Source organism: Modestobacter sp. VKM Ac-2979 (assembly GCF_026967995.1).
In the GTDB taxonomy this organism is placed as follows: domain Bacteria; phylum Actinomycetota; class Actinomycetes; order Mycobacteriales; family Geodermatophilaceae; genus Modestobacter.
On the sequence record NZ_JAPVBO010000004.1, the window covers coordinates 450,400 to 462,544 of the forward strand.

General features: G+C 72.5%; 9 protein-coding genes. 8 read left to right on the top strand and 1 reads right to left on the bottom strand.

Features of this window, described 5'->3' with window-relative positions:
- The first annotated feature begins 317 nt into the window (after positions 1-317).
- The 4 genes from O2W15_RS14170 to cimA all read left to right on the top strand — a co-directional run bounded on the left by O2W15_RS14170 (position 318) and on the right by cimA (position 7,599).
- Positions 318-3,638: a S8 family peptidase gene (locus O2W15_RS14170; RefSeq protein WP_269179863.1), complete on the top strand. Its 3,321-nt coding sequence runs from the start codon at positions 318-320 to the stop codon at positions 3,636-3,638.
- A gap of 105 nt (positions 3,639-3,743) precedes the next feature.
- Complete coding sequence (locus O2W15_RS14175; RefSeq protein WP_269179864.1) at positions 3,744-4,763, top strand: 3-isopropylmalate dehydrogenase; 1,020 nt, start codon at positions 3,744-3,746, stop codon at positions 4,761-4,763.
- Between the two features lie 45 nt (positions 4,764-4,808).
- Positions 4,809-5,774, top strand: a complete 966-nt coding sequence (locus O2W15_RS14180; protein ID WP_269179865.1) for an NAD(P)-dependent alcohol dehydrogenase — start codon at positions 4,809-4,811, stop codon at positions 5,772-5,774.
- 196 nt (positions 5,775-5,970) lie between these two features.
- Positions 5,971-7,599: a citramalate synthase gene (gene cimA / locus O2W15_RS14185; protein ID WP_269179866.1), complete on the top strand. Its 1,629-nt coding sequence runs from the start codon at positions 5,971-5,973 to the stop codon at positions 7,597-7,599.
- 10 nt (positions 7,600-7,609) lie between these two features.
- Here the strand turns inward: cimA and O2W15_RS14190 are convergent, their stop codons facing one another.
- Positions 7,610-8,416, bottom strand: coding sequence for an IclR family transcriptional regulator domain-containing protein (locus O2W15_RS14190; protein ID WP_269179867.1), 807 nt, complete (start codon positions 8,414-8,416; stop codon positions 7,610-7,612).
- A gap of 222 nt (positions 8,417-8,638) precedes the next feature.
- On the opposite strand from O2W15_RS14190, the gene O2W15_RS14195 reads away from it, so the two are divergent.
- From O2W15_RS14195 to O2W15_RS14210, 4 genes are read left to right on the top strand one after another with little or no spacing between them, the layout of a single operon-like run.
- Complete coding sequence (locus O2W15_RS14195; protein ID WP_269165322.1) at positions 8,639-9,472, top strand: ABC transporter permease; 834 nt, start codon at positions 8,639-8,641, stop codon at positions 9,470-9,472.
- Position 9,473: 1 nt separating this feature from the next.
- Positions 9,474-10,262, top strand: a complete 789-nt coding sequence (locus tag O2W15_RS14200; RefSeq protein WP_269165321.1) for an ABC transporter permease — start codon at positions 9,474-9,476, stop codon at positions 10,260-10,262.
- Complete coding sequence (locus O2W15_RS14205) at positions 10,262-11,125, top strand: ABC transporter ATP-binding protein (RefSeq protein WP_269179868.1); 864 nt, start codon at positions 10,262-10,264, stop codon at positions 11,123-11,125. Before O2W15_RS14200 ends, O2W15_RS14205 begins: the two co-directional genes overlap by 1 nt.
- Positions 11,126-11,174: 49 nt before the next feature.
- Positions 11,175-12,143: an ABC transporter substrate-binding protein gene (locus tag O2W15_RS14210; protein ID WP_269165319.1), complete on the top strand. Its 969-nt coding sequence runs from the start codon at positions 11,175-11,177 to the stop codon at positions 12,141-12,143.
- Positions 12,144-12,145 lie beyond the last annotated feature (2 nt).

Genomic DNA, 12,145 nt, shown 5'->3' on the forward strand with positions numbered 1-12,145 from the left:
TGCCCGATCTCGTTCCGCCGAACGGCGCGCGGCACGCCGGTGTCCAGATGTCGGCGGCCCCGAGACCGGGTCGATGCCCGAGGACGCTGCGCAGATGCGCTGTGCGACGGGCTGCGCTGCGCCGAACGGCCTATTGGCCCCCGGTGACCACGGCGAGCACCGTGTGACTGGTCCGTCTCAGCTGGTCACCGCTCCTGGTGGTCGGTCGGGCGGTCCTCCCGCACGAATCACTGACAGGGGTGCCCGTGGGTCCGAGCAGCACGCACACGAACCGGGCGGGACGCCGACGCGTCGCCGTCCGGACGGGGGTCGTCGCCATGACGGCCGCCCTGGTCACGACGGGGGGCGTCGGCGGTGCGCTGGCCGCGCCCGCCGTACCGGTGGCCGACCGGGGGCAGGCCGACCTGAGCGCCGGTCAGCTGGACCAGCTCAGGTCCCAGCTGGCCGCCCAGGCGCGGCCGGCGGGCCTGCCGCAGCGCGGTCCGACGTCCTTCTTCCTGGAGATCGACGAGACCGGCACCTCGCAGGTCTACTCCGACGCACTCGACGAGGGGGAGGGGCAGGCGGAGGCCGCCGACGCGGCCCGGGCCGCCAAGCCGGAGGTCGAGGCCGCCGCCGACCAGGTCGTCGCCGACCTGCCGGACTCGGTGGCCGACGCCGAGGTGCTCTACACCGCCTCCACGGTCGTGCCCGGCGTCGCGGTGTCCGCGGACGCCAGCGACTACGAGGCGTTGACCGCGCTGCCCGGGGTCACCGCGGTGCACGCGATCACCCCGAAGGAGATCAGCAACACCGGCGCCGCCGAGGTCGTCCGGGCCGTCGAGGCCTGGCAGGCGCTGGGCAACACCGGCGAGGGCGTCTCCATCGGCATCATCGACACGGGCATCGACTACACCCACGCCGACTTCGGCGGCAGCGGCGACGTCGCGCAGTACGCGGCGCTCCAGGCCGCCGAGGCAGCTCCCGCCCCGGCCGGGGTCTACCCGAACGCCAAGGTGGTCGGCGGGCGCGACTTCGTCGGCGACAGCTACAACGCCGACCCGAGTTCCCCGGACCACCAGCCGGTGGCCATGCCCGACGACAACCCGCTGGACTGCAACGGGCACGGCACCCACGTGGCCGGCACCGCAGCGGGCTACGGCGTGACCGCGGACGGGCAGACCTACACCGGCGCCTACGACGAGTCCTTCGACCCGGGCGCGCTGCGGATCGGTCCCGGCATGGCGCCGGACGCCTCGCTGTACGCGCTCAAGGTGTTCGGCTGCGACGGCTCGACCGACGTCACCATCCAGGCCCTGGAGTGGGCGATGGACCCCGACGGCGACGGGTCGATCGACGACCACCTCGACGTCGTCAACCTCTCCCTCGGCTCGGACTACGGCCTGGCCGACGACGCCGACGCGATGGTCGCGAACGAGGCGATGGAGCACGGCATGCTCGTCGTCATGTCCGCCGGCAACGCCGGTGACAGCTACGACATCGGCGGCTCGCCGGGCAACGCCCCGCGCGGGATCGGCGTCGCCGCGTCCAACGACGGCTACGGCATCTTCGACGGCTGGCAGGTCGTCTCCGGCGGGGGCCCCAGCGGCATCCGGCCGGGCCTGCGCTCGATCGCCTACAGCGACCGCGACGAGGCGGGGGAGCTCAAGCCGGACGTGACCGGCCCGGTCGTCCTGCCCGAGGCCGGGGACGACCCGACCGGCTGCGCCCCGTGGAGTGGGGACTACACCGGCGAGATCGTCCTCATCGAGGCCGACGGGTTCGCCTGCGGTTCGGTGGCCAAGGGCTCCAACGCCCGGGACCATGGCGCCGTCGGGTTCATGATCATCGGTGACGACGACCTGCTCGAGACCGGGATCACCGGGGTCCCGGAGATCCCGGGCATCCTCATCACCGCGACCGACGGTGCGGCGCTCACCGCCGCCGTCCAGGCCGGCCCGGTGACGGTCACCTTCGGCCCGAGCCTCAAGGACGCCGCCACCGTCGACGACCCGGCGCAGGTCGACCTGCTCGCGTCGTTCTCCTCGCGCGGCACCCGCCAGGCCGGTGGCCTCAAGCCGGACGTCTCCGCGCCCGGCGTGACGGTGTACTCCGCAGCGGTCGGCACGGGCGACGAGGGCGTCAGCCAGTCCGGCACGTCGATGGCCGCCCCGGTCACCTCCGGGGTCACCGCGCTGATCCGCGCCGCGCACCCGGACTGGACGACGGAGGAGGTCAAGGCCGACCTGATGAACACCGCCGTCCACGACGTGCACACCGCCGAGGGCGTCGTCTACGGCCCGAACCGGCAGGGCGCCGGCCGCATCGACGCCCGGGCGGCCCTGGACAACCAGGTGCTGGCCTACGCCGACGCCGGCTCCGGCGTCGTGTCCGCCTCGTTCGGGGTGATCGAGGCGGTCGACCCGAAGCTGGTGCAGAACAAGCAGATCACCGTCTCCAACAAGAGCGACCGGACCGTCGGCTACAAGATCCGATACGAGGCGCTGGTCGACCAGCCCGGTGCCAGCTACCGGGTGGAGCCCTCGGTGGTGCACGTCGCGCCGAACACGAAGACGGTGGTCAACGTCGTCCTGACCGTCAAGCGGGACCAGCTGCGCAAGGTGGCCGACCCGACGATGGTCACCGACGACGGCCGGCAGTTCCTGGGCGAGGCCAGTGGCCGGGTGGTGCTCACCCCGCAGAAGGGCGACGCACCGACGCTCCGGGTACCGGTGCACGCGAACCCGGAGCCGGCGTCGAACCTGATCGCACAGGACCGTCAGGGCGGCACCTCGATCACCCTGGTCGGTCGGGGCGTCAGCAACGGCCCGGCGTTCGAGCCGACGTCCTACACCTCGCTGGCCACCGCCTTCGAGGGCCTGGGCCGCAGCCCGGAGATGCCCCGGTGCGCCGACGCCGCCCTGCCGGACTGCTACAAGTCCGAGCTGGAACGGTCGGTCGACCTGGCGATGGTGGGGGTGGCCTCCGACGTGGCAGCCAGCCCGGCGGACCCGTGGCTGTACTTCGGGGTCACCGCGCACGGCCGGTCCACCTCGCCGGAGACGGCCGTGAACTACGGCGTCTACGTCGACGCGACCGGTGACGGCGCGTGGGACTACCAGGTGACCACCACCCGGATCCCCGACTACGACGTGCCGCTGGTGGTCGTCACCGACCGTCAGTACCAGCTGCTGCCGGCCGAGGACCCCTACATCGGATTCCTCAACGTGGCCGACGGCACGGTCGACACCAACGTCTACGACTCCGACGTCCAGGTCATGGGCGTGCCGACGTCGGTTCTGCCGCTGGTGCAGGGCCGGATCTCCTTCGGGGTCCAGTCCGCCAGCGCGTACGGCACGGTCGACGGCGTGGGCACGGTGCTGAGCCTGACGGGTGAGGCCGAGCTGGCCTCGGAGCGGATGAGCTTCGACCCGCTCGACCCGGGGCTGTCGTTCACCGTGGACGGCGCACCGGCGGTGCTCGTCCCGGCGATGAACGGCACGACGATCGCGGTCACCCAGAGCGCGTCGTACGCGGCCGACACGTCGGTCGGCGGCTTCAAGGGCGCGATGGTGGTGGTGTCGCACAACGACACCGGCACCGGCCGGGCCCTGACGGTCCCGATCGCGGTGCGGCCGGGGGCGCCCACGGCGCCCTGACCAGCACCGCACCACCCGGACGCCCTCCGCGAGCACCACCTGCGGAGGGCGTCCGGCGTGTGCGGGTGCCAGGCCCGAGCCGGGCGCCCACTAACCTCTGGCCTCATGCGCCTGGCAGTGGTCCCTGGAGACGGCATCGGTCCCGAGGTGGTGGCCGAGGGCCTCAAGGTCCTGGGCGCGGTCGCCCCGGACATCGAGAGCACCTTCTACGACCTGGGGGCGGCCCGCTGGCACCGCAGCGGTGAGCTGCTCCCGGACTCGGTGCTGGAGGAGCTCCGGCAGCACGACGCGATCCTGCTCGGTGCGGTCGGTGACCCCGGGGTGCCCAGCGGCATCCTGGAGCGTGGGCTGCTGCTCAAGCTGCGCTTCGAGCTCGACCACCACGTCAACCTCCGCCCGGCGCGGTTGTTCGACGGCGTGCGCAGCCCGCTGGCCGAGCCCGGTGAGATCGACATGCTCTGCGTGCGCGAGGGCACCGAGGGTCCCTACGTCGGCAACGGCGGGGTGCTGCGGCGGGACACGCCGCACGAGGTGGCCACCGAGGTCAGCCTGAACACCGCCTTCGGCGTGGAGCGCGTCGTCCGGTACGCCTTCGAGCGGGCGGTCGCCCGGCCGCGGAAGCACCTCACGCTGATCCACAAGACCAACGTGCTCACCCACGCCGGCTCGCTGTGGTCGCGCACCGTCGAGGAGCTCTCCGCCGAGTTCCCCGAGGTCAGCGTGGCCTACCAGCACGTCGACGCCGCGGCGATGTTCTTCATCACCGACCCGGGCCGCTACGACGTGATCGTCACCGACAACCTCTTCGGCGACATCGTCACCGACGTCGCCGCCGCGGTCACCGGCGGGATCGGGCTGGCCGCCAGCGGCAACCTCGACGTGTCGGGCACCAACCCGAGCATGTTCGAGCCGGTGCACGGCTCCGCGCCGGACATCGCCGGGCAGGGCATCGCCGACCCGACGGCCACCGTGCTCTCGGTCGGGCTGCTGCTGGAGCACCTGGGCCGGCCCGAGCTGGCCAAGAAGGTCAACGCCGCCGTCTCCTTCGACCTCTCCACCCGCGACCCGAAGGGGACGATCCGCACCACCGAGGTCGGCGACCGGCTGGCCGCCCTCGCCGGCTGAGCGGGGAGCTACCGGCCGGGTCGTCCCGGCGCTAGCGTCACCGCCGTGCTGGCTGCGGTGCGGGAACGCTACGGTCCGCCGGACGTCGTCCGGGTCACCGAGGTGCCGATGCCGGTCGCCGGCCCGGGCGAGCTGCTGGTCCGGGTGCGCTGCACCACGGTCAACCGCACCGACTGCGCGTACCGGGCGGGCACGCCCCTGCTCACCCGGCTGCTCACCGGGGTGCGCCGGCCCCGCGCGACCGTCCTGGGCACCGAGTTCGCCGGCGTGGTGGCGGAGGTCGGTGCCGGGGTGGGTGACCTCGCGGTCGGTGACCGGGTGTTCGGCTACGTCGAGGGCCGGTTCGGTGCGCACGCGCAGTTCCTCACCGTCCCCGCCGACGGCTTCCTGGCGCGGGTGCCCGACGACGTCCCCGACGACGTCGCGGCGGCCGCCACCGAGGGCGCCCACTACGCGGTGGCGGTCCTGCGGCGGGCGCGGATCAGGGCGGGTGAGGACGTCCTCGTCCACGGCGCCACCGGGGCGATCGGCTCGGCGGTGGTCCAGCTGCTGCGCGACCTCGGTGCGCACGTCACCGCCGTCTGCGACGGGGCCCGGGCCGACCTGGTGCGCAGCCTGGGCGCCGAACGGGTCATCGACCGCACGACCGAGGACTTCCGGGCCGACCCGCACCGCTACGACGTCGTCGTGGACGCGGTCGGGAAGAGCTCGTTCCGCCAGTGCCGTCGGCTCCTGCGCCCCCGCGGCCGCTACGTGTCCACCGACCTGGGGCGGCTGGCGCAGAACCCGGTGCTGGCCGCGGTCACGCCGTTGCTGCGCCGGCGCCGGGTCGTCTTCCCCGTCCCGGTACAGGACCCGGCCATGCCCGCCGACCTGCGGGACCTCCTGGCCTCGGGCGCCTTCCGGCCCGTCCTCGACGACCGGCGCTGGCCCCTCGCGCAGATCGTCGAGGCCCACCGGTACGTCGAGCGCGGAGAGAAGACCGGCAGCGTGGTGATCGACGTCGGGTGACCCGGTGTCCGCCGTCCCAGGGGGTGGAACGCCGGTTCCACTCCAGGGACTCGGCGTGCTGTACTGGCCGTGATGGACGCCACCCGCACGATCATCAGCTAGCGCGCAGTCACCTCCCCGGACTGCGCGCAACCTCCCGTACCCCGGGAGGTTTTTTCGTGTCTGGGCCCAGTACCGAGCCGACCCGGGAGACACCGTGGCCAAGCCCCCTGCCACTGACACCACCTCGTTCCACGTCGTCGACACCGACTCGTTCCACGTCTTCGACACGACGCTGCGCGACGGCGCCCAGCGCGAGGGCGTGAGCTACTCCGTCGCCGACAAGCTCGCCGTCGCCCGGCTGCTCGACGAGATCGGGGTCGGCTTCATCGAGGGCGGCTGGCCGGGGGCGATGCCCAAGGACACCGAGTTCTTCGCCCGGGCGCGCACCGAGCTGGACCTCCGGCACGCGCAGCTGGTGGCCTTCGGCGCCACCCGCAAGGTCGGCGTCCGGGTCGAGGACGACCCGCAGGTGCGCGCGCTGCTGGACGCGCAGACCCCGGTGGTGTGCCTGGTGGCCAAGTCCGACGTGCGGCACGTGCGGGAGGCACTGCGCACCACGCCCGAGGAGAACCTCGCGATGGTCGCCGACACCGTCGCCTTCCTGGTCTCCCACGGACGGCGGGTCTTCCTCGACTGCGAGCACTTCTTCGACGGGTACGCCGCCGACCCCGACCACGGCGTCGCGGTGCTGGAGGCCGCCTTCGCCGCCGGCGCCGAGGTGGGCGTGCTCTGCGACACCAACGGCGGGATGCTGCCGATGGGCGTGGGCCGGGTGGTGGCCGACGTCCGCGCGCGCACCACCGGGAAGCTCGGCATCCACTGCCAGGACGACACCGGCTGCGCGGTCGCCAACACCCTGGCCGCCGTCGAGGCCGGGGTGACCCACGTGCAGGGCACCGCCAACGGCTACGGCGAGCGGGCCGGCAACGCCGACACGTTCGCGCTGATCGGCAACCTGGTGACCAAGATGGGGCTGCCCGTGGTGCCGGACGGGTGCCTGCCCGAGCTCAAGCGGGTCAGCCACGCCATCGCGGAGCTGGCCAACATCGCCCCCGACGACCACCAGCCGTTCGTCGGTGCCTCGGCGTTCGCGCACAAGGCCGGCCTGCACGCCAGCGCGATCAAGGTGAGCCCGGAGCTCTACAACCACCTGGACCCCGCCGTCGTCGGCAACGACATGCGCATCCTGGTCACCGAGATGGCCGGCCGGGCGTCCATCGAGCTGAAGGGGCGGGAGCTGGGGGTCGACCTGGCCGGGCAGGCCGGCGCCATCGGCCGGGTGGTCGACCAGGTCAAGGTGCTGGAGGCCGACGGCTGGTCCTTCGAGGCCGCGGACGCCTCGTTCGAGCTGTTGCTGCGCGCGCAGCTGCCCGGTGCCCCCGCGCCGCTGTTCGAGCTGGAGAGCTACCGCACCTCGGTGGAGCACTGGGGGAACGGGGTGGTGGTCAGCGAGGCCACGGTCAAGGTGCACGTGCCGAACGACGACGGGACGACGGAGCGGGTGATCAGCACCGGCGAGGGCAACGGCCCGGTCAACGCCCTGGACAACGCGCTGCGCCAGGCTCTGGTCAGCCGGTACCCGCACCTGGCCGACGTCTCGCTGGCCGACTACAAGGTGCGCATCCTGGGGTGGAACGGCGGCACCAGCGCCACCACCCGGGTGCTCGTCGACAGCAGCGACGGGGTGGGGGAGTGGACCACCGTCGGGGTGCACGACAACATCGTCGAGGCCTCCTGGCACGCCCTGGTCGACGCCTTCACCTACGCGGTGCGGCGCCGCTGACCCCGCCCGGTCAGCCGGGGCTGCGGCGCAGGTCCAGCTCGATCTCCCGGGCCGCCGCCCGGAGCGGGGGCAGCAGCTCGTCGCGGACCGCCTGGGGGGTGCTGTGCCGGGCGGAGGCGGAGATGTTCATGGCGGCGAGCACGGCGCCGTCGCCGTCCCGCACGGGCACGGCGATCGACCGCAGCCCCTCCTCGAGCTCCTGGTCGACCAGTGCCCAGCCCTGGGCGAGGGTCTCGTCGAGGGCCCGGCGGAGCCGGTCGGGGTCGGTGACGGTGAACGGGGTCAGCGCCGACAGCTGCGCGGTCTGCAGGTAGCGCTCGCGCTCGGTCTCCGGCCGGGACGCCAGCAGCACCCGGCCCATGGAGGTCGCGTGCGCCGGGAACCGGGTGCCGAGGTTGATGGCGACGGTCATGATCCGCTTGGTCGGCACCCGGGCGACGTAGACGATCTCCTCGCCGTCCAGCACCGACAGCGAGCACGACTCGTGCACGTCGGCGGCCAGCTGCTCCATGTGCGGGCGGGCGACCTCGGGCAGGGACAGCCCGGAGAGGTAGGCGTAGCCCAGCTCCAGCACCCGCGGGCGCAGCGCGAACAGCCGGCCGTCGAAGCGGACGTACCCGAGCTCGACCAGGGTGAGCAGGAACCGGCGGGCCGCTGCGCGGGTGAGGCCGGTCTGCCGGGCGACCTCGCTGAGGGTCAGCTGGGTGTGCTCGGCGTCGAAGGCCCGGATGACGGCGAGACCACGCTCCAGTGACTGGACGAAGGCGGCCGGTCGCTCGCTGCCGCCCTCGTCGTCGGGGGGTGCCGTCGCGTCCATCGAACTCCTCCCGGGCGGCTGCCTCGGCGCCCGATCACGGCTCCATCACGGGCGTTGACGTGACTGGCCTCACGACCTACGTTCTCTACCTGAACGCTTGTTCGTATGCCGCACACCGTAGTGGAACCGACGTGGTCGTCCACCCCATCGGCTGACAGGTTCGACCACCGCCCTCACCGTGGAGGACAGGCACCTGATGCACCTGCTCACCCGGGCGGCGCCATGAGCACGACGGAGGTGCGCCCCGCTCGCGCGGGCGCCGAGCCCGCCCGACGGCGCCGTCCCGAGCTCCCGTCGTCCGTCCTCGGCCTGCTCGGGCTGGTCGCCTTCGCCGCGCTGCTCGAGCTGCTGCCCCGCACCGGCATCGTGTCGGCCGACTACTTCCCGCCGTTCAGCGAGATGGTCCGGGCGCTGGTGGAGGCAGCCGGCACCGACCGCTTCTGGGCCGCGACCGCGGAGACGGTCCAGGCGTGGGGGATCGGGCTCGGGATCGCACTGGTGGCCGGCATCGGCCTGGGCCTGCTGATCGGCAGCGTCGAGGTGCTGCGCCGGTTCACCGCCTCGACGATCGAGTTCCTGCGGCCGGTGCCGTCGGTGGCGCTGATCCCGCTGGCGGTGCTGCTGCTGGGCCTGGGGCTGCAGTCGACGCTGCTGCTGGTGGTCTACGCCTCGTTCTGGCAGATCCTGATCCAGGTCATCTACGGGGTGCAGGACGTCGACCCGGTGGCCCGGGAGACGGCGCGGTCCTACCACCTGGGCCGCTGGGCCCGGGTCCGGTACCTGATCTGGCCGACGGCGCTGCCCTACGTGATGACCGGCGTGCGGCTGGGTGCGGCCGTCGCGCTGATCCTGGCCGTGACGGCCGGCCTGGTCGGCATCGGCACCGGGCTGGGCGCGGAGATCGCGCTGGCGCAGTCGTCGAACGCCGTCCCGCTGGTGTACGGCCTGGTGATCTTCACCGGGTTGCTCGGCGTGGTGGTCAACCTGGCGGCACGGGTGCTGGAGCGCCGGACGCTGGCGTGGCACTCGTCGGTGCGCGCGGACGTGGGGGGCTGACATGAACCCGGTGCTGCGCTGGGGCAGGACGGTGGGCTACGCGCTCACCCTGCCCGTCGTCCTGGTCACGCTGTGGTGGGTGTGGTCGGCGGACAGCACGAACTACTACGCACCGCCGCTGCAGACGATCCTGACGACCTTCGGTGACGTCTGGTTCTCCGAGCGGCTGCGCGCCGACGTCCTGCCCAGCGTCACCCGGCTGCTGATCGGCTACACCGGTGCGGTCGTCCTCGGGGTCGGGCTGGGCGTGCTGCTGGGCGCCAACCGCACGCTGCGCCGGGTGACCGAGCCAGTGCTGGAGTTCTTCCGCGCCATCCCGCCACCGGCGCTGATCCCGATCCTGTTCCTGTTCGCCGGGATCGGGGACACCGCGAAGGTCATCGTGATCATCTCCGGCGCGGTCTGGCCGGTGTTGCTGAACACCGTCGAGGGCGTGCGCGCGGTCGACGAGGTCCTCTCCGACACCTCCCGGTCCTACGGCGTCACCGGCCTGGCCCGGCTCCGCCACCTGGTGCTGCCGGCCGCCAGCCCGCAGATCGTCGCCGGCATGCGCCAGGCGCTGTCGATCTCGATCATCCTCATGGTCATCAGCGAGATGTTCGCCTCCACCAACGGGCTGGGCTTCAGCGTCATCCAGTTCCAGCGCAGCTTCGCCATCCCGGAGATGTGGAGCGGCATCCTGCTGCTCGGCCTGCTCGGGTTCGTCCTGTCCCTGCTCTTCCAGCTCTTCGAACGGCGCACCCTGCGCTGGTACCACGGCCTGCGCCGATCTCAGCGAGGAGAGAACTGATGACCCAGCCGCTGCTCGACGTCTCCGGCGTGCAGAAGACCTACACCGGCTCCGGCCGCACCGTCGAGGCCGTCCGTGACCTGACCTTCTCCGTCGGAGACGGTGAGCTGGTCTGCATCGTGGGCCCCTCGGGTGCGGGGAAGACGACGCTGCTCAAGTGCATCGCCGGGCTGCTGGAGCCCACCGCCGGCACGGTCACCCTCGCCGGCTCGCGGGTCGACGGGCCGCCGGAGGCGATGGCGGTGGTCTTCCAGGAGTACGGCCGCAGCCTGTACCCGTGGCTGACGGTGGAGGGCAACGTCGAGCTGCCGCTGAAGCAGAAGAAGCTGGACAAGGCCCGCCGGCGGGAGCTGGTGCGCGACGCGCTGGAGGCCGTGGGCCTGGCCGACGTGCACAGCGCCTACCCGTGGCAGCTGTCCGGCGGCATGCAGCAGCGGGTGGCGATCGCCCGGGCGGTGGCGTACGAGCCCAAGGTCCTGCTGATGGACGAGCCGTTCGCCGCCGTCGACGCCCAGACCCGCGCCGACCTGGAGGACCTGATCCGGTCGCTGTGGCACAAGCTCGGGGTGACCATCCTCTTCGTCACCCACGACATCGACGAGTCGGTCTACCTGGGGCAGCGGGTGCTGGTCCTGTCCTCCTCCCCGACGGTGATCATGGAGGACCTCGCCATCGACCTGCCCGACGAGCGCAACCAGCTGGAGACCCGTTCCTCCCCGCGGTTCGCCGAGCTGCGCGGGCACGTCTACGAGCAGATCCAGCTGGCCAAGCACCGCAAGGGCGACCAGCACCAGCGCGACGAGGTCGCCACCGGCAGCCACCGGGCCGGGCAGCCCACCGTGGCCGCGGACCCCGGTCACTAGTCCAGGCTCCACCCCCTCTCCACCTCGCACGCCCGGCAAAGGAGCCACCATGCGTCGCCTGCTCGCCCCGATCACCGCTCTCGCGCTGCTGACCACCGCCACCGCCTGCGGCGGCTCGTCCGACGAGCCGGCCACCGACACCGAGGGCGGTCTGGCCCAGGTCGCCGTCGGGATCATCCCGATCATCGACGTCGCCCCCATCTACCTCGGACAGGAGCAGGGCTTCTTCGAGGAGCGGGGCATCGAGCTGGAACTGGTGCCCGGGTCCGGCGGCGCCGCCGCCGTGCCCGGTGTGGTCGCCGGGGACTTCGACTTCGCCTTCGGCAACGTGACCTCGCTGCTGCTGGCCCAGACGCAGGGGCTGCCGCTGCAGGTCGTCTCCAACGGGACCGCCTCCACCGGTGACCCCGAGACCGACTTCTCCGCCGTCGTCGTGCCCGCGGACAGCCCGGTGCAGACCGCCGCCGACCTGGCCGGCAAGACCGTGGCGGTGAACAACTTCAAGAACATCGGCGAGGTCACGATCCGCAAGGCGGTCGAGGACGCCGGCGGCGACTCCTCGACGGTCAACTTCGTCGAGCTGCCCTTCCCGGACATGCCGGCCGCGGTCGCCAACGGCAACGTGGACGCCGCCTGGGTGGTCGAGCCGTTCGTCACCGTCGCCACCGGCCAGGGCGCCCGGGCCGTGGTGCGCAACTTCGCCGAGCCGGTGGAGGACCTCACCGTGGCGACCTACTTCACCACCGAGCAGATGCTCGCCGAGAACCCCGACCTGGTCGACGACTTCCAGGCCGCGATGAACGAGTCGCTGCAGTACGCCCAGGACAACCCGGACGAGCTGCGCCGGATCATCACCACCTACACCAGCATCTCCCCGGAGGTCGCCGGGCAGATCGCCCTCCCGTCCTTCCCGGAGGAGATCAACGTGGAGTCGATGGAGACGGTCGCCGAGCTGATGGCCGAGTACGGGATCACCGAGGAGACCGCCGACGTCGACGCGCTCCTCGCGACCGACTGACC